Origin of the sequence: Jeotgalibaca sp. A127, assembly GCF_052266745.1 — a bacterium.
Classification (GTDB): Bacteria; Bacillota; Bacilli; order Lactobacillales; family Aerococcaceae; genus Jeotgalibaca.
Window position 1 is genome coordinate 59,412 of sequence record NZ_JBQPRC010000006.1, and the last position, 24,233, is coordinate 83,644.

The window sequence follows — 24,233 nt, forward strand, 5'->3', positions numbered from 1 at the left end:
TGACTTATATGCCGAACAGAAGAAAAATTAGCCCCAAATCCATTCGCTGGAAATGGGGTTTTCGCTTAACAATTGCTTTTGCTTTAATTTTTTTATTGGTCCCTTCCATTCTTTTGAGTGGATTCAGAAGCCGCTTATATGAACAAGAAAAGCGTGATGCACAAGCTTTTGTTACTGAAATGTCCGATACGTTTGGGCAAATAGAAACACGTTTAACCCGTGATAATGTGGAAAGTTTAATTGAAAAAATCTCTGTCTCTACAAACTCACGTGGTGTAGTGAAGGTGGGGAATGTCCCTTATTTAGAAGAGTTGACAGATAAGGGTATTGTCATCCGGATATTTAATGGCGACGGGGATTTGCTGTATCAATCAAGACAGAATAATTCTGTCTTTAACAGAAATTCTGGTTATTATTTTGAAGAAACCAAATTCAACGGCCGTGAAGGGTTTGTTGGGGGGGACACTATTGTCAGTCCAACAAATTCAGTTTTAAGAGGATATGTGCAGGTTTTTTTCCGTTTGTATGATTTTCATGAATTGATGGCATCGGTTAATAAACTCGTTTTTCTGATTATTTTAATCGGAATTGTAGTGTCCATTATATTAGGATACGGTTTTGCACAATTGTTTTTCCGTCCCATTAAACAAATGGCGGATACAATGTACGAAATCACAGAAGACAATTTATCCGAAACAAGACTGAGTGTAAACAAATCTCGCCAAGAAGACGAATTGACCGATTTATCCATTCAAATAAACACCTTATTGGACAAAATGGGGAAATATGTCACCCAGCAAAAACAGTTCGTGGAAGATGTTTCGCATGAACTGCGGACACCGACTGCGATAGTGGAAGGGCATTTGAAGTTGCTTAATCGATGGGGCAAGGATGATCCGCAAGTATTGGATGAATCGCTGAAAGCTTCATTGAATGAAATTACGCGGATGAAAACTTTGGTACAGGAAATGCTTGATCTATCAAGGGCTGAACAAGTACAAGATCACTACCAAAATGAAACGACACAAGTCCGTGATGTGGTCACCCAAATTTTCCATAATTTTGAAATCCTTTATCCGGATTTTAATTTCTTTCTTGACGATGACCTGAGCGAAGAACGAACTGTAAAAATTTATCGAAATCATTTGGAGCAAATATTGGTAATTCTGTTGGATAATGCTGTTAAGTATTCAACGAATCGAAAAGAAATACATATTTCCATTTCAGAAACCTTAATGAAAATTCAAATCGCTATTCAAGATTTCGGTGAGGGAATGTCGCAAGAAGACCAACAGAAAGTTTTTAATCGGTTTTATCGTATCGATAAGGCGCGTTCGCGTGAAAAAGGCGGGCATGGTTTAGGATTGTCGATTGCGAAAGAACTTTTAGAGGGATATAAAGGGGATATTTCAGTGGAAAGTGCTTTAGGCCACGGTACTGTTTTTCGCATTCAACTTCCTTTTATCGAAACTTCTAAAAGAGAACGCAATACAATTGAACGGGAATATTAAAAAAAGCCATTTCTCTGATGAGAAATGGCTTTTTGTCAATAATTTTCTATTTGCGTTGCTGTTTTCCGGCGTTTCTACCTGTATTCTTTTTGCTATACTGTTGAGAAGCAGACAAAGTTTTAGCAGGTTTTACTGCTGGCTTTGCTACCGGTTTAGCTGTTTTAATTGGACGTTTAATGGGATTTTTTTCCATTTCAGCGGCAACTTCAGCTTTGATACGAGGTTTAATCAATTGATTTTGCAAGTAGGTTTGGGCAACTGCAAAGATACCACCTGCTAACCAGTAGAGAGCAAGACCTGCTGGAGATGACCATGAGAAGAATAAAATCATCAATGGACTCATGAACATCATGGATTTCATTTGTGCTTGTTGCTCTTCCGGCATACCTTGCATGGAAATACGGCTTTGGAAATAATAGGAAACACCGGCAAGAATAGCTAGCATAGGACTTGGATTTCCTAAATTAATACCCAAGAAAGTGCTCTCGGCAATTTGAGGTGTCAAATTAACCGCTTGGTACATCGCAGTAAAAACAGGCATTTGGATTAAGATTGGTAAACAACCTACACCACCGGTCATGCTGATGTTATTTTCCTTGTAGAGCATCATCATTTCTTGAGAGACTTCTGCTTTTTCCTCTTGTGTCGTTGCTTCTTTTTGACGGCGTTGGATGTCTTCCAATTCCGGCTTGATGTACTTCATTTTTTCTTGTTGTATCATGGACTTCTTCATTTGACTGAAGTTAAGTGGCATAATCAAGACACGAACGATGATTGTTATGGCGATAATAGCTAGGCCATAATTTCCACCCAACAATTCTGCAAGCCATACAATCGCATTTCCTGTAGGCACTACTAAGTAATCATAAATGAACCCAGTAGGATTTTTATTTTCATCGTATTGCATACAACCGGTTAACAGTGTAACCAATGCAAGCATTTGCGCTGAAAACAAGATTTTTTTGCTTATTTTCATATCAACATTCCTTTTTTTTAATTTCAATCGCTTTTAACTATAACTTACAGAAGGGTTAATTTCAATGCTCACCAAGAAAATTGAGGAAATCTCAATAGTTACTTAATAAATAACCTTAAATGAGGTGAAATCCGGCAAATCTAATTTTTCGTTAACAATCAGCGAATCTATGCTTGAAAAAGGGGGTTTTTCTTTTTCCAGTAGCTTAATAAAATGATCAATATTTTCTTGCGAGCCGGTTGCTTGAATAAATACTGAACCGTCCATTTCATTTTTTACGGTTCCGTACACATCGAGTCTATCTGCTAGTGCTTTAGTATTATATCGGAATCCTACACCTTGAACACGGCCTCGTACATTAATTGTCACCTTTTTCATGACCATAGCTCCTTTCAAAGCAAAAAATTTCCTTCGTGCTACCAAGTTTGATATATTTTCAGTGTACTCATTATTACTGTTGTCGTCAATTTTGTCTATTCGAAAGAGGGTTGCTTATGTATCAGGTATATATGATGAAAGGTGAATACGAACCATGGTGGTTTTTCCAGGATTGGAAATCTTTGGTCGTTTTTGAAGCGTCCTTTTTATCATTTGAAGAAGCACTAAAATTATATGAAGAAAAAAGTGCTGAATTGTCTGCTCGTTACCCGTTCAAAAAATCAAAACATAATTATCTAACAGCCTTTTGGTCGGAAGAGGATTCCGTTTATTGTGAATCTTGTGAAGACGATATCCAAATATATTATGGGTTATTATTGTTGGAAAATGAGAATGTGATTGAAACAGAAAACAGCAAGGCGACTATTTAGTCGCTTGCTGTTTTCTGTTTCCTTATAAGTAAGTCTAAATATTAGGTTATAATAGTGTTATAATATGAAGCAGCATAAGAGATTTTTATCAGAAAAGAGTGAATCGTGTGGCAAGACCTAAAACAACAAAGTCGAAAACAAATAGACGTAAGAAAAAAACGAATGGACTCTCCCATGAATTAATTGGTTTATTGTTCGTTTTTGCGGCGGTCCTGGGATTAAGTCACCTGGGGTTCATGGGGATATTATTTGCCAATTTCTTCCGCTTCTTTTTTGGGGAAATATATCAAATCCCACTTTCTTTATTTGGTATATATGGGTTGTACCTCTTAATAATGGGGAGAGAACCACGTTTGAAAAAGAATTTTGTTTATTCAGGCATAATATTATTACTGGCCTTTATGATTATCCTTCATGCCAGAACCTTTCAGCATGTCATGGATACGGAAGGTTCCATCTTTCAGGTCACCTTGATGCGGTTTTTGGCTGACATGCGTGCCGGTACAATTTCCGGCATTATGGGTGGTGGAATGGTTGGTGCAACATTCTATTCAGCAAGTCATTTCTTATTCGCGCAATGGGGAACTTATGCAGTGGCGGCCTTATTAATATTCTTGGGGCTGTGTATCTTATTTGGATTTACTATGAAGGATGTAATGGATCGGGTCAGGCTTGTGGCCACGACAGTTGGAGGCTTTTTACAACAAGTCACGCGACCGATCACAGCGATGTTTAAATCTGGCGTAAACACATTGAAAGAAAGTTTGGAAACAAGCGAAGAAGGAAAAGCGGTGATTGTCGAGAGTCATGCGAAACAAAGTTATCCAGAAGATGAGGCTCCTATTGAAACGGTAAAAAATGATTGGTTAAGCAAAGCTAAAAATAGAATTAAGAAACCGATGGAAGAAGAAGGGCAAACACAAACATCTGATATTGGGGATAAAGCGGAAAATGTTCAATTGACAATCGATAGTTATCAAAGTGATGATGATTTGGCTAAATACATGGAGAGTAAGAAAGTGCAGCCTAAACAAGGAAAGGCTGAACCAATCGCCGAAAATCCATCAGAAAATGAAGAAGATGATAATGAAGGAATACTGGACTTTGAAATTGAGGCTGAGGCGGAAAATCGGGATTATCATTTGCCACCGGTAACGTTGTTGAAGGATTTGCCTCCAGTAGACCAATCGAGTGAATATTCAATTATCGAGAAAAATGTCAAAAAGTTAGAGGATACATTTGCTAGTTTCGGGGTGGATGCCAAAGTTCGCAAAGCTAATTTGGGCCCAGCAGTCACAAAGTATGAGATTCAACCAGCCGTAGGGGTTAAAGTGAGTAAAATTGTAAATTTGGCAGATGACTTAGCGCTGGCTTTGGCAGCGAAAGATATCCGTATAGAAGCTCCTATTCCTGGTAAATCCTTTATTGGAATTGAGGTTCCAAACAGTGAGGTCAGTACAGTATCGTTTCGTAGTGTGATTGAACGGAACCATAACAATGATAAACTTTTGGAAGTTCCGCTTGGACGAGATATTTCGGGAGCCGTTCAATATGCTGATTTAACGAAAATGCCTCACTTGTTGATTGCTGGCGCTACAGGTAGTGGGAAGTCTGTCAGTATCAATGGTATTATTGTCAGCATTTTAATGAAAGCAAAACCGAATGAAGTCAAAATGATGATGATCGATCCCAAAAAAGTTGAACTGAACGTTTACAATGGCATCCCTCATTTACTGACACCGGTTGTTACGAATCCTAGAAAAGCGGCCCAAGCGCTGCACAAAGTAGTGGCTGAGATGGAGCGCCGGTATGAATTGTTTGCTGGTACAGGCATGAGAAATATAGATGGCTACAATGAATTGATTCTTGATTACAATGTTGAAAAAGGGGAGAACAATCCGACCTTGCCTTATATTGTGGTTATCGTAGATGAGTTAGCTGACTTGATGATGGTAGCGAGTAATGAGGTCGAGGACGCTATCACACGTTTGGCACAAATGGCAAGGGCAGCCGGCATTCATATGATTTTGGCAACCCAAAGACCGAGTGTGGATGTCATTACCGGTATCATCAAAGCCAACGTTCCGTCGCGGATAGCATTTGCTGTTTCAAGCTCCATTGATTCCCGTACTATATTAGACGGGGCTGGAGCCGAAAAACTGTTGGGCCGTGGTGATATGCTTTACCGTCCGATGGGTGAAAATAAGCCCAAACGCGTCCAAGGTGCTTATTTATCGGATTCGGAAGTAGAAAACATTGTTACTTTTGTGAAAGAGCAACAAGAACCAAACTATTCCGAAGAAATGATGAAATTAGATGCAGCCCCGGTCCAATCTGATGAACCGGAAGATGAGTTTTTCCAACCTGCTTTAGAATTCATTATTGAAGAAGATGCAGCCAGCATTTCTAAGTTACAACGTAAATTCCGAATTGGGTACAACCGGGCTGCACGCATTATCGATGATATGGAAGCGCGTGGTTATGTAGGACCAGCCGACGGTAGCAAACCAAGGAAGGTTAACATTACTTTGGAAATGTTGGGTGAAAGTTCGGAAATTGAAAGTGATTTTTAAAGGTAAGAGTTTACATTCCGAAGGTTACCGCTCCATAAATGAAATTTAGATGAAATTTGTTACTCATATATTTCCTTAATTTCAAAACTATGATATTGTTGACTTAAGCGAGACATGTACTTGCAAAAATCGAGTGAATTCACTCAAAATGGAGGGTTTACATTGAATAAGAAAAAATTGGTAAGCTTATTGACTTTGGGTTTAAGTGCAAGTGTCCTATTGGCTGCATGTGGCAGTGAAGGCGAAGAAGCATCATCAGGAGTAGATGAAGGTGCTAGCTCGGTTGAATCAACAGATGGTGCATCATCAAACGACGATTTTTCAGTTGCGATGGTAACTGACATGGGTGGCGTGGATGACAAATCCTTCAACCAAAGTGCATGGGAAGGTTTAACTGCTTGGGGTGAAGAAAACGGTAAAGAAAAAGGCGTTGACGGATATGAATATATTCAATCTGAAAACGAATCAGACTTTATCACAAACATCACTACTGGCGTTAACAACGGTTTTGACGTTATTTTCGGTGTAGGCTATCTTTTGAAAGATGCCGTGCAAGAATCAGCAAATAATTACCCAGATACATACTTCGCGATTATTGACGATGTAATCGAGGGAGAAAATACAACGTCTGTAACATTTGCAGACAACGAAGCAGCATTCTTGGCGGGTGTCGCAGCTGCTAAATCAACTAAGACAAACCATGTAGGATTTGTCGGCGGTATGGAAGGCGTTGTTATCGACCGTTTCCACGCTGGGTTCCTTGCAGGGGTTGAATACGTAAATCCAGAAATTGAAGTAACTGTTCAATATGTTGGTAGCTTTGCAGATGCTGCTCAAGCTAAATCAATTGCAAACGGTATGTACTCAAATGGCGCAGACATCATTTACCAAGCAGCTGGAAACGCAGGTAACGGGGTTTTTGCTGAAGCACGTGATATCGTAACTGCAGATCCAAGCCGTGAAATTTATGTTATCGGTGTTGACCGCGACCAACAAGAAGAAGGTAAAGTTCAAGTTGATGGTGAAGAACGTGAATTGACTTTGACTTCTACTGTTAAAGGTGTAGGTGTTGCTGCTCATGAAATCGCAACATTGGCTATGAACGGTGAATTCCCAGCGAACCAAACAAAAGTATTGGGTCTAGCTGAAGCAGGTGTTAGCTTGACTGACGGTGTGTTGTCTGAAGAAGCTTTAACAGCAGTCCGTGAAGCAGAACAAAAAGTTATCAACGGAGAAATTGAAGTACCTGAAAAACCTGAATAATTGTTTTCAGGCAAACATACGAACGTTAGAGGGTTTGGGCAAAGTCTCAACCCTCTTTTTCTAATGTTCTGGTAAAAATTATCATTAATTTCTTAGGAGGTTCTGTATGGTTTGCGATAAAGAGTTACAGTATAATAAAGTAACTGTAATTAATTAAGTTACTTAAAAAGGAGGAAGACGCATGGTTGAGGAAAACTACGTGATCGAAATGATCAATGTTACGAAAGCTTTTGGAAATTTCAAAGCCAACGACAACATCAATCTCAAAGTCAAAAAAGGTGAAATCCATGCTCTCTTGGGTGAAAATGGAGCAGGAAAATCCACGTTGATGAATATCCTCTCCGGCTTATTGCAACCGACAAGTGGGATTATCAAAGTGAATGGCAAAGAAGAAAAAATTTCTTCACCATCTGTGGCCGATAAAATCGGAATCGGAATGGTCCATCAACATTTTATGTTAGTCAAAGACTTCACAGTCACAGAGAACATTATTCTTGGCAAGGAAACAACACGATTTGGTATTTTGAATAAAAAAGAAGCTGCACACACGATAAAGGAATTATCTGAAAAATATCATTTATATGTTGATCCAACCGCCAAAGTGGCAGACATTTCTGTGGGAATGGAGCAACGGATAGAAATTTTAAAAACACTCTACCGCGGGGCAGACATTCTTATTTTTGATGAACCAACAGCGGTGTTAACACCACAGGAAATTGAGGAATTAATGTCTATCATGAGAGGTTTAGCTGCCGAAGGTAAATCAATCATCTTAATCACTCACAAGTTAGATGAAATTAAACAAGTTGCTGACCGCGTTACGGTTATCCGTAAAGGTAAGAGTATCGACACTGTAGATGTTGCAAATACGTCCAAACAGGAAATGGCAGATATGATGGTAGGACGCTCTGTTATCTTTAAAACAGACAAAACTGCACCAAATCCACAAGAAACAGTCTTGGAAGTAACCAATCTAACCGTTAAAGAAAGTCGCGGTTTGGAAGCAGTTCGTGGCCTAAACCTAACTGTTAGAGCAGGAGAGGTTGTTGGGATTGCAGGGATTGATGGAAATGGCCAATCAGAATTAATTCAAGCTATTACAGGCCTAAGTAAGGTTGAAAGTGGAACAATTAAATTAAACGGCAAAGAAATTACGAATTTGCAGCCAAGGAAGATTACAGAAACCGGCGTCGGTCACATACCAGAAGACCGCCAACGTCATGGTTTAATCTTGCCGATGACGCTCTCAGAAAACATTGCACTACAAAGTTACTATCATGAACCATTTAGCCATAATTATTTCTTGAATGAGAACGAAATGGATGCTTATGCCATTCGTTTAATCCAGGAGTTTGACGTTCGTACTCAGAGCGAGAAATCTACTGCTGGTTCTTTATCTGGTGGTAACCAACAAAAAGCGATTATTGCTCGCGAAATTGATCGTGATCCGAGTTTGTTGATTGCAGCACAGCCGACCCGTGGATTGGACGTAGGTGCCATTGAATTTATTCATAAGCGTTTGGTTAACCACCGTGATGAAGGCAATGCTGTAATTTTGATGAGTTTTGAATTGGATGAAATATTAAATGTTTCCGACCGTATTGTGGTAATGTACGAAGGGAATATCGTAGCAGAAGTTACTCCATCCGAAACAAGTGAACAAGAGCTAGGTTTGTTAATGACGGGTAGTTCTCTTGAGAAAGCACGGGAAGAATTGGGACATAAACAACCGGAAGGGGGAATCGGACATGAGTAATTTATACACGAATAAAAGATTCCAGACTTTAGCAATTCCATTGCTTTCTGTTGTACTGGGAGTCATCGTGGGAGCTATTTTAATGTTAGCATTTGGGTATGATCCAGTCGCTGGATATGTCGCTATGTTCCGTGGAGCAGTGTCCAACCCGTTCTATATTGGTCAAACACTTCGAATGGCAGCGCCTCTGATTGTAATTGGTTTGGGTTTTGCTGTCGCAAATACGGCTGGATTCTTTAATATTGGGCTTTCAGGGCAGGTACTGATGGGGTGGTTTGCATCTATCTTGGTTGCACAAACATTCCCCGGGTTACCCAAGCTAATTCTATTGCCACTTGCAGTTATTGCCGGAATGATTGCCGGAGCAATTTGGGCTGGTATTGCTGGATTCTTGCGTGCTTACTTTGACACGAGTGAAGTCATTGTAACAATTATGTTGAATCATACTTCTTATCACATTGTGAATCACATCATTCGTACTTACATGGTAGAAGTCGGAGATTCAACTGAAAGAATTGTGGAAAATGCAAGTATGCGTATTCCGTTTTTAACAAGTATTACTAATAATTCGACCCTTCATATGGGTATTTTCATTGCAATCGTTATGGTGTTTATCGTATCGGTATTCATTAATAGAACGACATTCGGATTTGAATTACGTTCGGTCGGTTTGAATGCAGATGCGGCGGAATACTCAGGTATGAATGCAAAGAAAAATATTGTAATGGCGATGTTGATGAGTGGAGCTTTAGCTGGTTTAGGTGGAACAATGGAAGGTCTTGGAAATTTCCAAAACATCTTTGTTCAAGGTGGTATTCCCCAAATTGGTTTCGACGGAATGGGAGTAGCGTTATTGGGTTCGAGTAATCCAATTGGTATTCTTTTCTCTGCTTTACTATTTAGTGTCATGAAGACTGGTGGAACAACAATGCCATTGGCTGCGGGAACACCAAACGAAATCGTTGATATTGTTATTGCCTTGATCATTTTCTTTGTTGGGGCAAATTACATAATCCGCTTATTGCTTTCCAAACTTCAAAAGACTGAAAAGAAAGAGGTGGCGTAGATGGATATCATTGGCATTTTAACACTTGTCGTTTCGAACACATTAGTATATTCTGCACCACTTATTTTTGCCGGTCTAGGTGGAACCTTCTCTGAACGTAGTGGGATCGTTAACGTTGGTATTGAAGGGATTATGGTAATGGGAGCTTTTTCATCCATTGTCTTTAACCTCTCATATGCGGGTACTTTTGGTACTGCTACACCTTGGATAGGCTTATTGGTCGGTGGGATCGTAGGAGTTCTGTTTTCTTTGATCCATGCTTTGGCAACCGTTAATTTACGCGCTGACCACATCATTTCAGGTACGGTTCTTAATCTACTTGCTCCTGCTTTGGCACTTTTCTTGACGAAAGTTCTCTATGATGGTCGTGGCCAAACTGACTTTATCGTACGTAACTTTGGAAAAACAAGTTTCCCAATTTTGAAAGATATTCCAGTCATCGGACGTATCTTCTTTACTAACACGTTGAGTGTTGCATATTTGGGTATATTTGTAGCTTTTATTAGCTACTTCGTTATTTTCCGTACATCGTTTGGTTTGCGTTTACGCTCTGTTGGTGAGCATCCACAAGCTGCAGATACATTGGGAATCAATGTATACATGATGCGTTATGCGGGTGTCATGATTTCTGGTCTGATGGGTGGTATCGGTGGTGCGGTTGTTGCACAATCAATCTCTTTAAACTTCTCACATGCAACGATTGCTGGACAAGGATTTATAGCAATGGCAGCGATGATTTTTGGTAAATGGAATCCAATTGGTGTTATGGGTGCCGCTCTATTCTTTGGGTTCTCTCAAAGTTTGAGTGTTATCGGGAACTACATTCCAGTCATCAAAGACATTCCGAACGTTTTCTTGTTCGTATTGCCTTATGTGTTAACGATTGTTGTGTTAGTTGGCTTTATTGGAAAATCAAAAGGCCCGGCAGCAAACGGGACAACATATATCAAAACAAAATAAGTCTGAATAACGAAAAAATGTCCCGGAAACGGGGCGTTTTTTCGTTATTCAGGATTTTTCAAGTTTGTAAAAGCACTTAAATTAGAGTATAGTTTTCTTATATTGTGTAAATCGAGGAAGTGAAGTGAACATATGGACTTACAATTAGCAAAAGGTGTAGGAGCCTATATCCAATCTACAAACAAATTTAAAACAATATTAATCGAATACAAATTCAGGGCTAACTATAACCCAGCAACAGCAACGGCCCGCACGCTCTTAAAAAATGTACTGGTTACAAATTCAAAGAAATACCCATCACAAAAAGCGCTGGATAATCAGATGTCGTGGTTATATGGGGCTTCATTAAGCTCTTCTTCGCAACGTTATGGCACCCAGCATGTTCTTTCATTCCGACTTAAAATTGTTAATGATCGTTATATTGGTGGAGATGAAACTTTACTGGAAGAAGGCGTTGCTTTTTTACAAGAAATTATTTTCAACCCAAATGTTGAAAACGCTACTTTTCATGAACCGACCTTTAACCGAGAAAAAATTAATTTAGCACATTATTTCAACTCACTGGAAGATGACAAAGGCAAGTTTGCTAATATCAAACTAAATGAAACGTTATTTGAAGGTACTGACCAAGCCTACCTTGGGATGGGTTCAGAAGAATTCTTGGAAATGAATACAAGCGAATCCATTTACCAAACTTACCAAAATATGTTGAAAAATGATTCAGTTGATATTTATGTGTCCGGTGATGTCGATAACGAAAGAATTGTCAAAGCAATTAACAATCAAACGCTAACCGACCGGGATCCCTTGCCGATTGGACCATTCTTCGATTTAGACCTGCGTCCGGAAATTGCTAAAGTAGAACATTATTCTGATGTCACTCAAGGAAAACTGCTTTTTGGTTTCAAGTCGCCCGCTCACTATGGTAATGCTGAATATTACGCAGGCATGGTATTTAACGGCCTTTTCGGTGGTTTCCCACATTCTAAGCTATTCCAAAATGTGAGAGAAAAAGAAAGTTTGGCTTATTCTGCTTCAAGTTATTTGGACTATATTCGAGGTACAATGGTCGTTTCAACAGGTATCGCTTTTGAGAAAAAAGACCAGGTAGAAAAAATTGTATTGGCACAGCTTGAAGATATGCAAGCTGGTGATTTTTCTGATGATTTGATAAACCAGACTAAAAATATGCTTATCAATCAATACAAACAAAACGACGACAGTCAAGCGGCAGCATTAAGCAAAATATACTCCAACCAACTTCTCACTGGAAAAAACATTTCTGATGATGAATGGTTACAAGCGGTAAATGAGGTAACGCATGAAGACATTGTTAATATTGCAAAACAAATGAAATTACAAGCCATATTCTTTTTGAAAGGGGAGGAACAGGAAAATGTATAAAGTTAAATATCCTCTTTTAGATGAAACTGTTTATCAAGAAAAACTAGCGAATGGGTTACAAGTCATCCTTATTCCAAAATCCGGATTTGCCAAAACTTACGGCATCATGACGACGAATTTTGGTTCCATTGATAATCACTTTGTACCCTTGCAATCCGATTCAGAATTGTTAGTGCCAGATGGCGTTGCTCATTTTCTGGAACACAAGCTTTTTGAAGGCGATGATCATGATGCATTTGATGATTTCGCTAAATTAGGTTCATCCGCCAATGCATTCACATCATTCACACGGACAAGTTATTTATTTTCGGCCACAAGCATGGTAAAAGAAAATGTGGAAACTTTATTGGATTTTGTTCAGGATCCCCATTTTACTGTAGAAGGAACAGAAAAAGAAAAGGGGATTATTGCACAAGAAATCCAGATGTACGAAGACAATCCGGACTGGCGTTTGTTTTATGGACTATTAAAAAATATGTATCCCAAACATCCTCTTTCTATTGATATTGCTGGAACAACGGATAGTATCCAGGCCATTACACCTGAGATTTTACAATCTTGTTATGATACTTTCTACCATCCGTCAAATATGAATCTTGTTATTATTGGTAATTTCCCGGTTGAGGAAACGATGGCGGTTATTAAATCCAATCAAGACATGAAAAAGTTTCCGGATGAAGAACATATTATCCGCTTTATGCCCTCTGAGACAGTCGCTGATATTAAGCCGCATGGCGAAATGGAAATGGATGTTAAACGACCAAAAGTGATATTGGGTGTCAAGGGATTGAATAATCAAGTCAGCGGGAATGAAGCAGATAACTATTATTTGAAAGGTTCCTTATTAATGGAATTACTTTTTGGTAGAGGATCTGACAATTTTAATCTTCTTTATGATGAAGGTATTCTGGATGATAGTTTTGGCTATAATTTTAATATTGATCGTAGTTTCAATTTTATGGCTATGGAAGTTGACACAAATGAACCAGAAAAAGTTTTAAAAGCCTGGAAAGACATTTTGTTGAACTGGAAAAAAGATTCTGGTTTTAACGTTGAAAATTTTGAACTATTAAAACGTGCTTTCATAGGCGAACAGTTACAGGCATTTAATTCATTGGAGTATATTTCGAACCAGTATGGCTATTTATATTTCAATGGAATCGAGATGTTCAACCGTATCGAACGTCTTGAAGCTCTAACTTTAGCTGATTTATCCAATTTTGCTGAACATTATATTAAAGACCAAGTTATGAGTACCTTTATCATTAAGCCGAAGAAAGGGAAATAAGCATGAAGATTGCACTAGTTACTGGAGCCTCTGGCGATATTGGCTTCAGTATATGTCAGTCATTGGCAGCAGATGGTTGGTCTTTGTACTTACATTATCACTCCAATAAACAAAAAGTTATCCAGTTATTAAAAGAATTGGAGCAATCTTTTCCAAAGCAAGAGTTTTTTCTTGTTCAAGCAGATTTGAGTGACGCTACTGCTGTGTCAGCATTAAAGAATCAATTGTTTTCCTTGAATGCACTTGTTTTTGCACATGGCACAACAGAATTTGGCTTACTGCGTGACTTGACGCCGGAAAGCATGGATTATTTGTGGAACATGCATGTTAAGGTTCCTATTTTAATTGCGCAAGCGGTCCAAGAAAAAATTCATAGAACTGAAAACGGGCGGATTGTCTTTATAAGTTCCATCTATGGGGAAATGGGTAGCAGCAATGAGGTTTTTTATAGCACAGTGAAAGGCGCCCAAATTGCTTTTGTTAAAGCGTACAGCAAAGAAGTTGCGAGCTGGGGGCTTACAGTAAATGCAGTAAGCCCCGGTGCCATTAATACCCAGATGAATAGTCACTATTCTGGGGATGAGCTTTTAGACTTGAAGAGTGAAATTCCTATGGGGCGGCTTGGAGAAGCATCGGAAATAAGTTTTTGGGTGCAACAGTTACTCAAACCAGAGAGTGCTTATATGACTGGTCAAACCCTTACGGTTAGTGGTGGCTGGCTAAAATAGCAAGATATTTTTCCCTGAAAGTAATTATGATATAATTACTTCAAAGTGAGAATAGGTGGTGTCGGGAATGGATGAACCAACTCATGTCGGAAATCGCTTGAAGCAAGCACGGAAAAAAAAGGGTTATACTTTAGACGATATGCAACAGCTGACTAAGATCCAAAAACGCTATTTAATTGCTATTGAAGAAAACAGATTGGAAGATCTTCCAGGTGAATTCTTTGTCAGCAATTTTATTCGCCAATATGCTGATGTTGTAGGTATAACTTTGAATGACGAAATAGGCAGGGGATATTCCTATCAGGATTTGCAGGAACCAAAAGAAAGGTCCCTTCCTACGCGTTCGGAACTGAAACGCTCTTCACGCGAAAAAAAATTCATTTATAGTAATGATGCCAAAAATAGTTTGCCAACCTTTTTATTAGTACTGATGTTCTTATTTATTTTAGGTTCTATTTGGTTTTATACCTTTTATATGAAAGGGAATGGGGCTGATTCTAATGATGTGCCTTCATCCCAATCTCAGCAAGTGGCTCAATCTTCTGCTGAAAGTTCAGAAAGCGTTGAGAGTAGCGAAGAAGTGGAAGTTCCTCAAGCGGGAACGGTTATTACAGCATCCACCGAAGAAGCAGATTCACCGACCTATATAATAACAGGATTGGACTTACCAAATACGCTCGCAATCGAAGTTAATAACACTGGAAGCTCTTGGGTATCTGTCACTACTGATGGAAATAATTCTATTTTCGAAGGAACAATTCCTGGTGGAACGACTCAAACGGAAGAATTAGCAGAGGGAGTAAATCAAATTATTATCCGAGTAGGTTACTTACCTTCTACTACGATTAAATTCGGAGATACTTCTGTTACCTTGCCGGATGATTACCAAACAAATCAAACACAAACACTCATTTTTAATCTTGAGTAGTTAAGTAGTAAGGAGATTTTTATTTTGAATTTACCAAACAAACTAACCGTCTTACGAATATTTATGATTCCATTATTTATCGTATTGATGGTAGCTCCCCTGGATTGGGGAATGATTTCAATCTGGGGATCAACTTTCACGACTGCAGAATTAATTGGGACCATCGTTTTTGCAGTTGCCAGTTTCACGGACTGGTTGGATGGTTATATTGCACGCAGAGACAACATTGTCACTAACTTTGGTAAATTTGCAGATCCATTAGCAGATAAAATGCTGGTAGCCACTGCATTTATTGTTTTAGTGGAAAAAGGATTGGCACCAGCCTGGGTTGTGGCTATTATCATCTGTAGAGAACTAGCAGTAACAGGATTACGTTTGTTGTTGGTAACCGGAGGAGAAGTTATGGCAGCAGCGTGGCCAGGGAAAATTAAAACCGCGACACAAATGTTGGCGATAATTTTACTTTTTCTGGATAATCTTCCATTTGAAGGGTTAGGTATTCCTTTTGCTTCAATTATGTTATACCTATGCCTCCTGTTCACGATTTACTCTGGTGTCGATTACTTCATCAAAAACAAAGAAATATTTGCCGACTCATTCAATAATTAATCAAGTTATCAAAAGAAAACAATTTATAAAATTGTTTTCTTTTTTTAAATTGAAATTCAATTTTTTTGCTTATATATGTATAGGAGGGGTACTATGATTGCAGAAATCATTTCTGTGGGAACTGAATTACTATTAGGACAGATCGTCAATACCGATGCTGCTTATTTAGCGAAAAATTTAGCGGATTTAGGAATTAATGCTTATTTTCAAACGGTTGTAGGGGATAACGTCAATCGCCTTAAAGAGGCAATCACAATTGCGGAAGGAAGGAGTGAACTCCTTATTTTTACGGGTGGCTTAGGACCGACCCAGGATGATGTGACGAAAGAAACGGTAGCATACCATCTGCAAGAAAATCTCATTTTGGATGACACGGCACTCGCAAATATCAAATCCTATTTCGAACTTTCAGGTCGTAAGATGACAGAAAATAATCGAAAACAGGCGCTTTATTTTGAAAATGGAATTGGTTTCCCTAATCGCAATGGACACGCACTAGGGACGTTCATAGAGAAGGGGGAGCATTTATATCTCCTGGTGCCTGGACCGCCGAAGGAATTAACCTTGATGTTTGACAATGAAATACTCCCTTTTCTTGAAAAGTATTTAGGCGGAAGCAGACAATCGCTTGTATCCAAAACCTTAAGATTTTACGGCATTGGTGAGTCGGAATTGGTGACTAAACTTGATTATCATATAAAAAGTCAAACCAACCCAACGGTAGCTCCCTATGCTGGCGATTATGAGGTAACGTTGCGTTTAACGGCTAGTGGAACAGATGAAAATTCATGTGTGGCTTTATTATCTGAAAAAACAAAAGAAATTTTGGAGATAGTAGGCGATTACTATTATGGTGAGGGTCATAATAACAGTCTGGTCAAAACGGTAGGGAATTTACTGAAAGAGCAACACAAAACGATTAGTGCTGCTGAAAGCTTAACTGGGGGATTATTCCAATCGACTTTAGTGTCGATACCCAATTCGAGTGATTATTTTATGGGTGGCATGGTGACATATCACGAGTCCGTTAAAAGGGAAGTCCTGGGTGTGCCAGCAGCAATCGTTCAAGAACATGGTGTTGTCAGTGAGGCTTGTGCAATGGCGATGGCTGATCGTTGTCGCGAAATATTTCAAACGGATATTGCTATTTCTTTTACCGGAGTGGCCGGTCCGGAAGCTTTAGAAGGAGAACCTGCTGGTACTGTTTGGATCGGGTTAAGCCAAAAAGGTAAAAATACAAAAGCGCTAAAATATCGCTTTATGCATAACCGCACCGGGAACCGCGAACGGAGCGTCATGCAGGGTCTGGATTTAATAAGACGTTCGCTACTCGAATAACAAAAGCGAACGTTTGTTCACTTTTATCTTGCTTTTTTAAGGTAAGTGTTATAAAATTACTATGCTAATGAAGTTAAACGAAATAAACCTTTTGGAGGCTATATAATGGCAAATAACAATGAAAATAGACAAAAAGCTTTAGATGAAGCAATGAAAAAAATAGAACGTACATATGGTAAAGGCTCTATCATGAAAATGGGTGACAAAGTAGAAACAGAAATCTCCACAGTTCCAAGTGGTTCTGTAGCTTTGGATATTGCATTAGGGGTTGGCGGTTACCCTCGCGGACGAATCATTGAAATTTACGGACCAGAGTCTTCAGGTAAAACAACTGTAGCCCTCCATGCCATTGCTGAAGCACAAAAAAAAGGTGGCGTTGCTGCATTTATCGATGCTGAGCACGCATTAGATCCAAAATACGCTCGTGCAATTGGCGTTAACGTGGATGAGTTGCTCTTGTCACAACCTGACACAGGGGAACAAGGTTTGGAAATTGCCGATGCATTAATTTCTTCTGGAGCAATCGATATTGTGGTTATTGACTCGGTTGCTGCGTTAGTTCCACGAGCTGAAATCGAAGGCGAGATGGGAGATTCCCATATGGGGCTACAAGCGCGTTTAATGTCCCAAGCATTACGTAAATTATCGGGTTCAATCAATAAGACAAAAACAATCGCTATTTTTATCAACCAAATCCGTGAAAAAATCGGTATTATGTTTGGAAACCCTGAAACAACACCGGGTGGTCGTGCCCTGAAATTCTACTCCACTATCCGTTTAGAAGTTCGTCGTGCTGAGCAAATTAAATCGGGTACGGATGTCATTGGGAACCGTACCAAAATAAAAGTCGTTAAGAATAAGGTTGCGCCACCATTTAAGGTCGCAGAAGTCGATATTATGTACGGACAAGGTATCTCCAGTGTTGGGGAAGTAGTCGATATTGCTTCTGAGCATGATATCATCAATAAGAGTGGTTCTTGGTACTCTTATAAAGATGAACGAATTGGGCAAGGCCGTGAAAATGCTAAGAATTTCTTGATTGAAAACCCTCAAATGTTAGAGGAAATCGATCGCAAGGTTCGTGCCATCTATGGTATTGGAGATGCCCTTCCTGAAGATGCTGAAACTAAAGAAGTAACAGAACTCCTGGAAGATTAATAAAAATTTCCTTCCTGACATGTATGATATGGGCTCCTACTTTTAATAGTAGGGGTCTTTTTCGTTCATAAACTAGCTGCAGAGGGATAATTTTATTGACAGTAGCGGTTACAAAGTTTAGAATTGAATTATATGTTTCTTTAAATAGGATGCATATATTAAAAAATATTTTTAATTTTTAACGACAAATTGAATAGATACGGAGGTGAAACGATGGAATGGATGTACGTTGCCTTCGCTGCTATCATAGCCTTAATTTTAGGTGTCGTTATCGGGTATACATATCGGAAATCGAGTCATGAAAAGGAAATCGCTGGCGCGAATAACACAGCTACGGCAATCTTGGAGAATGCTGAAAGAGAAGCGGAAAACAAGAAAAAGGAAGCTATGTTAGAAGCGAAGGAAGAGGGCCAAAAATATCGTTCCGCTATCGAAGCAGAATTGCGCGATAGAAGAAACGAGCTAACCAAACAAGAAAATCGGCTTATCCAAAAAGAAGAGAATTTGGATAGAAAAGATAATAATTTCTCCAAGCGTGAAAAAACTATCGAGCAAAAAGAAGAAAATCTTGTTAAACGCACGCAAGCATTGGTGACTGAAGAAGATCGAATCCAGGAAATTATCGAATCACAACAGAGGGAACTGGAACGAGTAGCAACGCTATCAAGAGAAGATGCTAAGGCAATTATCATGAAAGAAACGGAAGACCAATTAACGAACGAACGCGCTATCATGGTGAGAGAATCTGAACAACAAGCCAAGGATGAAGCAGAAAGAAAAGCGAAGAATATTATTCTTCAAGCGATTCAACGTAGCTCTGCTGACATGGTTTCAGAAACAACGGTATCGGTGGTAATTTTACCTAACGATGACATGAAAGGTCGCATTATCGGACGTGAAGGTCGTAATATCAGAACTCTTGAATCGCTAACGGGAATCGATTTAATTATCGATGATACCCCGGAAGCAGTAGTCTTGAGTGGTTTTGATCCAATCCGACGTGAAATTGCAAAAATGGCATTAGAGAAGTTGATTCAAGATGGTCGGATTCATCCGGCACGTATTGAGGAAGCTGTTGATAAAGCTCGCAAAGAAATGGATGAACGAATCCGCGAAATTGGTGAACAAGCTACCTTTGAAGTAGGTATTCACTCAATTCACCCTGATTTAATTAAGATTCTTGGTCGTATGCATTTCAGAACAAGTTATGGTCAAAATGTTTTGAACCACAGTATCGAAGTTGCTAAATTGGCCGGTATTATGGCAGGCGAGTTAGGTGAAGATATCACACTTGCGAAACGCGCAGGATTGCTTCATGATATTGGAAAAGCTCTCGATCATGAGATTGAAGGTTCTCACGTTGAAATCGGTGCAGAAATTGCTCATAGATACAAAGAAAATGGTGTTGTTGTCAATGCAATTGCATCCCACCATGGTGATGTAGAAGCAAACAATGTTATTTCTGTCTTGGTTGCGGCGTCTGATGCTCTATCAGCAGCGCGTCCAGGGGCACGAAGTGAATCTTTGGAAAATTATATTCGGAGATTGGAACGATTGGAAAGTATTGCGAACGAATTTGAAGGCGTTGATTATAGTTTCGCTATTCAAGCGGGTCGTGAAATCAGAATTATGGTGAAACCTGAATCTGTAGATGATGCTCATGCAATTTTGATGGCACGCGACATCAAATCAAAAATCGAAGAAGAATTAGACTATCCGGGACACATTAAAGTTACGGTTATACGCGAAACAAGAGCAATTGAATATGCAAAATAACGAGGCAGGGTGCAAACCCTGTCTTTTCTGTTTGTTCACTCAAATTTTATGGTGTTGGTAGGTACTCCTCTTGGAAATCCCGCAGGATGGAGTGGTTGCTTGTGGCCGTGTCAAGGATGCAATGCGAAAGTAGGGATCGTTGGCGCTTCAGCGTCTACGATCCCTTTGAGTCTTGCAAGCCCGGAGACTCCAGGCTCCGGGCGGGTCCCACGGCAGCACACAAGCAACCACGTAGGCCGAAGGGCATTTCCTTCACCAACACCAAATAACCAAGAACCAATTTTATTCGCTTTTATGTTAAACTAATATAATGAATGAAGAATAGAGAAGAGGCAAATATATAAATGAAAGTGTTATTCGTTGGAGATGTAGTGGGTTCAATAGGAAGAAAAATGTTGATTGAATCCTTACCCTTATTAAAAGCTAAATACCGCCCACAATTTACTATTGTTAATGGAGAAAATGCAGCAGGAGGCCGTGGGATTACCGAAAAAATTTATAAAGAATTTTTACAAACGGGTGTCGACTTAATTACAATGGGAAACCATACTTGGGATAATCGAGATATTTTCGAATTTATCGGAAATGATAAAATAAAAATGATAAGACCGGCTAACTTTCCAGAAGGAACGCCTGGCATAGGGTATAAAATCATCCAGATTAATCAGACTAAAATAGCCGTTATCAATATGCAAGGGCGTGTCTTTTTAAATGATTTGGATGACCCTTTTCGAAAGATGGATAAAATACTGGCGGAGATTGGTGAAGAAACACAGTGTATATTCGTGGATTTCCACGCTGAAGCAACAAGTGAAAAACAAGCCATGGGTTGGTATTTGGATGGTCGCGTATCAGCTGTTGTTGGTACCCATACCCATATCCAAACGAATGATGCGCGTATTCTACCTAAGGGCACTGCCTATTTAACGGATGCTGGAATGACCGGTTCATATGATAGTGTTCTTGGAGTAGAAACGCATATCATCCTTGACAAATTCTTAAAACAACTTCCAGTTCGCCACGAAATTCCTGAAGAAGGAAGAAAACTACTCAGTGGTTGTTATGTCGAAATTGACGATCGTTCGGGAAAGGCCACGAAAATTGAAACGATCATGATTAATGATGATCGACCTTTTGGGAGTGGTTATTAATGAACGTAAACGAGTACCATATTGAATCTGACATAAATAAAGAATTAGACAAATTAATTGCTTTATTGTTACAGAAAGAGGAAATCATTGCATTTCAAAAAGCTGAGAATAAAGTGGAAGAGAGTAAATGGGTTCAAGATACGATTGAACAAATAAAAAATAAACAACGTGACTTAGTCAATTTCGAATATTATGAGAAACCGGAAGCCTATAAAAAAACCCTGGATGAATTGAATGCTTTAAATAAAGCAATAGATGAAAACATTACGGTACAACAATATCGTGCGTCATTGGTAGAAGCAAATGAAGTTGTCCAATTCCTTTTTAAACAAATACAAACCGAAGTAGATTCAATAACTGATTGAGGTGAAAGCATGCCACAAAAAACGAAACAAACGCCAATGATGGAACAATATACGGCAATAAAAAAACAATACCCTGATTCATTTTTATTTTATCGTTTAGGCGATTTTTACGAGTTGTTCAATGAAGATGCTATAAAAGCAGCAAAAATTCTTGAGATAACACTGACAAGTCGTAACAAAAATGCCGATAACCCAATTCCGATGTGCGGGGTACCATACCATGCTGCCAAAGATTACATACGGAAATTAATTGACGGTGGCCATAAAGTTGCCGTCTGCGAACAAATGGAGGATCCAAAGGCAACAAAGGGCATGGTTAGACGCGAAGTTGTTCAAGTACTGACGCCAGGGACGTATATGGACGAAACAAATGGTGATGGTAAAAAAAATAATTACCTTGTCGCGATAGAAAAGCATGAGACTGGTTATGCTTTTGCCTATACGGACATTGGTACCGGAGAGACACGAGTCACCATTTTAGAAAATGAAGATGCAGTAATGAACGAAGTGCAATCGGTACAAGCGAAAGAAATCGTTGTACAGGCGGTTGCTACTTTTCCTTTTATTGAAACGTTGCAGGAACGATTCGGGGTCATTATCTCCCGACATGATGAGAAAGTAGCAGATTCAATTCTTGAATCCGTTTTGGAAGACATCGCTGAACAGCCTTGCCGGGATGTATTGACACTTTTGATTAGTTACTTGTCGCATACCCAAAAACGGAGCTTATCCCATATTCAAAAAGCGATTCGCTATCAATCCGATCAGTACTTAAAGATGGATACGTATGCCCGTCGAAATCTGGAATTGACAACCTCGATCCGAGATCAACAAAAGACAGGGAGTTTATTGTGGCTCATTGACCGCACGAAAACAGCTATGGGCGGGCGGAAGCTGAAACAGTGGCTAGAAAAACCTCTTATTAACGAACAAGATATACGCAACCGCCAATTGAAGGTGCAATCGTTATTAGCCCATTATTTTGAGCGAATGGATATTAGCCAAGCGTTGACCTCTGTTTACGATTTAGAAAGACTCGTGGCAAAAATCTCGTTCGGTAGCGTAAACGGGCGTGATTTGATTCAATTAAAGCGGTCCTTGGAACAGCTACCTGTTTTAAGGCAAATACTGGAAGCGACGCAAGATGCCATTTGGTCTGATACGCTCACTAAAATAGAGGACATGCCCGAAATCGTTGCATTGATTGAAAAAGCGATTGTCGACGACCCCCCAATTTTAATAACGGATGGAAATATCATCAAAGATGGTTTCAATGAAACGTTAGATAAGTATCGGGATGCCATGACAAATGGAAAAAAATGGATTGCCGCTTTGCAACAGTCCGAAAGGGAAAAAACCGGCATTAAAACGCTAAAAATAGGCTTTAATCGCGTTTTTGGTTATTACATCGAGGTTTCCAAGGCGAATGTATCTAATTTGCCAGAAGGGCTTTACGATCGAAAACAAACATTGGCAAATGCAGAACGTTTTATTACACCGGAATTAAAAGAAAAAGAACGAATTATTCTTGAAGCAGAAGAAAAATCAGCGACGCTTGAGTATGAACTATTCCTTGAAATTCGGGAACACGTTAAAAAATACAGCAAAAAATTACAGGTTTTAGCGAAATATATTTCGGAACTGGATGTATATCAAGGGTTTGCAGAAATAGCTGAAGAAAAACATTACACGCAACCGATGATTTCAGCACAATCGAAAACCATTAATATTATTAACGGGCGTCATCCAGTCGTTGAAGAAGTGTTAGGCAAAGAAAAATACATTGCCAACAACTTAATCATGGAAGACAAGAACGAGATTCTACTCATTACGGGACCCAATATGTCTGGTAAGAGTACTTATATGCGTCAACTAGCTTTGATTGTCATCATGGCCCAAATTGGGTGTTATGTGCCGGCAGATGTAGCCGAATTGCCTATATTTGATCAAATTTTTACGCGAATTGGTGCAGCAGATGATTTGTATTCAGGCCAAAGTACTTTTATGGTAGAAATGGTGGAAACAAACCAAGCATTACAATATGCGACTGAACGCAGCTTGATTTTATTCGATGAGATTGGAAGAGGGACCGCTACTTTTGATGGAATGGCTCTGGCCGAAGCGATTATTCGCTATTTGCATGGATCAAATAAAGGTAAGATGCTGTTTTCCACTCATTACCATGAGTTGACGGTATTGGACCAAGAACTATCGGCTTTAAGAAATGTCCATGTTGGTGCCATCGAGCAAAATGGTGAGTTGGTTTTCCTTCATAAAATAATGACTGGGCCAGCGGATAAAAGTTATGGATTACACGTAGCGAAATTGGCGGGAATGCCTGAAGACCTACTGGTAGAAGCAAAACAGATACTTGAACGATTGGAAAATACCGAGAAAGTACCCGTTCCTGTTGATTCAACCCAACAGTTATCATTGTTTACTGAAAATCAATTAGACATGAACGAGAAACAAGTCGTCAACGAGATGAGTGAGTTCTCTTTGGAAAATCATTCACCTCTACAAGCCATGAATCAGTTGAACGAATGGAAGCAATTACTGAAAAAGAAATGATGG

General features: G+C 39.3%; 20 protein-coding genes. 18 read left to right on the plus strand and 2 right to left on the minus strand.

What is annotated here, in order from left to right:
* Window positions 1-8 precede the first annotated feature (8 nt).
* Entirely contained in the window at window positions 9-1,511 is a 1,503-nt protein-coding gene (locus tag ACTVAI_RS07690; protein WP_443472960.1) for a HAMP domain-containing sensor histidine kinase, read from the plus strand.
* Window positions 1,512-1,557: 46 nt separating this feature from the next.
* On the opposite strand, the gene yidC is transcribed toward ACTVAI_RS07690, so the two are convergent.
* Together yidC and ACTVAI_RS07700 are read right to left on the minus strand one after the other, a co-directional pair.
* Complete coding sequence (gene yidC / locus ACTVAI_RS07695; RefSeq protein WP_443472961.1) at window positions 1,558-2,487, minus strand: membrane protein insertase YidC; 930 nt, start codon at window positions 2,485-2,487, stop codon at window positions 1,558-1,560.
* A gap of 102 nt (window positions 2,488-2,589) precedes the next feature.
* Window positions 2,590-2,865 (minus strand): acylphosphatase, encoded by a 276-nt coding sequence (locus ACTVAI_RS07700; RefSeq protein ID WP_443472962.1) that lies wholly within the window; start codon window positions 2,863-2,865, stop codon window positions 2,590-2,592.
* Between the two features lie 116 nt (window positions 2,866-2,981).
* Between ACTVAI_RS07700 and ACTVAI_RS07705 the strand changes: the two genes are divergently transcribed.
* The 17 genes from ACTVAI_RS07705 to mutS all read left to right on the plus strand — a co-directional run bounded on the left by ACTVAI_RS07705 (window position 2,982) and on the right by mutS (window position 24,230).
* A complete protein-coding gene (locus ACTVAI_RS07705; protein ID WP_443472963.1) occupies window positions 2,982-3,296 on the plus strand; it encodes a DUF1033 family protein in 315 nt (104 codons plus the stop codon).
* A gap of 107 nt (window positions 3,297-3,403) precedes the next feature.
* Window positions 3,404-5,869 (plus strand): DNA translocase FtsK, encoded by a 2,466-nt coding sequence (locus ACTVAI_RS07710; RefSeq protein ID WP_443472964.1) that lies wholly within the window; start codon window positions 3,404-3,406, stop codon window positions 5,867-5,869.
* Window positions 5,870-6,031: 162 nt separating this feature from the next.
* Window positions 6,032-7,132 (plus strand): BMP family lipoprotein, encoded by a 1,101-nt coding sequence (locus ACTVAI_RS07715; protein ID WP_443472965.1) that lies wholly within the window; start codon window positions 6,032-6,034, stop codon window positions 7,130-7,132.
* Window positions 7,133-7,313: 181 nt separating this feature from the next.
* Window positions 7,314-8,888, plus strand: coding sequence for an ABC transporter ATP-binding protein (locus tag ACTVAI_RS07720; protein ID WP_443472966.1), 1,575 nt, complete (start codon window positions 7,314-7,316; stop codon window positions 8,886-8,888).
* Window positions 8,881-9,954 (plus strand): ABC transporter permease, encoded by a 1,074-nt coding sequence (locus tag ACTVAI_RS07725; protein ID WP_443472967.1) that lies wholly within the window; start codon window positions 8,881-8,883, stop codon window positions 9,952-9,954. The genes ACTVAI_RS07720 and ACTVAI_RS07725 overlap by 8 nt, the downstream gene beginning before the upstream one ends.
* Window positions 9,955-10,914, plus strand: a complete 960-nt coding sequence (locus ACTVAI_RS07730; RefSeq protein ID WP_443472968.1) for an ABC transporter permease — start codon at window positions 9,955-9,957, stop codon at window positions 10,912-10,914. It begins immediately after the preceding gene.
* Between the two features lie 132 nt (window positions 10,915-11,046).
* Window positions 11,047-12,318, plus strand: a complete 1,272-nt coding sequence (yfmF, locus tag ACTVAI_RS07735) for an EF-P 5-aminopentanol modification-associated protein YfmF (RefSeq protein ID WP_443472969.1) — start codon at window positions 11,047-11,049, stop codon at window positions 12,316-12,318.
* Window positions 12,311-13,606, plus strand: a complete 1,296-nt coding sequence (gene yfmH, locus ACTVAI_RS07740) for an EF-P 5-aminopentanol modification-associated protein YfmH (protein ID WP_443472970.1) — start codon at window positions 12,311-12,313, stop codon at window positions 13,604-13,606. Before yfmF ends, yfmH begins: the two co-directional genes overlap by 8 nt.
* A 2-nt stretch (window positions 13,607-13,608) precedes the next feature.
* A complete protein-coding gene (gene ymfI, locus ACTVAI_RS07745) occupies window positions 13,609-14,334 on the plus strand; it encodes an elongation factor P 5-aminopentanone reductase (RefSeq protein ID WP_443486323.1) in 726 nt (241 codons plus the stop codon).
* A 67-nt stretch (window positions 14,335-14,401) separates the two neighbouring features.
* Window positions 14,402-15,262, plus strand: a complete 861-nt coding sequence (locus tag ACTVAI_RS07750; RefSeq protein WP_443472972.1) for a RodZ domain-containing protein — start codon at window positions 14,402-14,404, stop codon at window positions 15,260-15,262.
* A gap of 24 nt (window positions 15,263-15,286) precedes the next feature.
* Window positions 15,287-15,871 (plus strand): CDP-diacylglycerol--glycerol-3-phosphate 3-phosphatidyltransferase, encoded by a 585-nt coding sequence (gene pgsA, locus ACTVAI_RS07755; RefSeq protein WP_443486324.1) that lies wholly within the window; start codon window positions 15,287-15,289, stop codon window positions 15,869-15,871.
* Between the two features lie 93 nt (window positions 15,872-15,964).
* Window positions 15,965-17,209 (plus strand): competence/damage-inducible protein A, encoded by a 1,245-nt coding sequence (locus ACTVAI_RS07760; RefSeq protein ID WP_443486325.1) that lies wholly within the window; start codon window positions 15,965-15,967, stop codon window positions 17,207-17,209.
* Between the two features lie 105 nt (window positions 17,210-17,314).
* Window positions 17,315-18,367, plus strand: coding sequence for a recombinase RecA (gene recA / locus ACTVAI_RS07765; RefSeq protein ID WP_443472975.1), 1,053 nt, complete (start codon window positions 17,315-17,317; stop codon window positions 18,365-18,367).
* Between the two features lie 213 nt (window positions 18,368-18,580).
* Window positions 18,581-20,143, plus strand: a complete 1,563-nt coding sequence (gene rny / locus ACTVAI_RS07770; protein ID WP_443472976.1) for a ribonuclease Y — start codon at window positions 18,581-18,583, stop codon at window positions 20,141-20,143.
* 344 nt (window positions 20,144-20,487) lie between these two features.
* Window positions 20,488-21,294: a TIGR00282 family metallophosphoesterase gene (locus tag ACTVAI_RS07775; RefSeq protein WP_443486326.1), complete on the plus strand. Its 807-nt coding sequence runs from the start codon at window positions 20,488-20,490 to the stop codon at window positions 21,292-21,294.
* Window positions 21,294-21,659, plus strand: a complete 366-nt coding sequence (locus ACTVAI_RS07780; protein ID WP_443486327.1) for a YlbF family regulator — start codon at window positions 21,294-21,296, stop codon at window positions 21,657-21,659. Before ACTVAI_RS07775 ends, ACTVAI_RS07780 begins: the two co-directional genes overlap by 1 nt.
* A gap of 9 nt (window positions 21,660-21,668) precedes the next feature.
* Window positions 21,669-24,230 carry a DNA mismatch repair protein MutS gene (gene mutS / locus ACTVAI_RS07785; RefSeq protein WP_443486328.1) on the plus strand — a complete coding sequence of 854 codons (2,562 nt, stop codon included), beginning with the start codon at window positions 21,669-21,671 and terminating at the stop codon, window positions 24,228-24,230.
* Window positions 24,231-24,233: the final 3 nt, after the last annotated feature.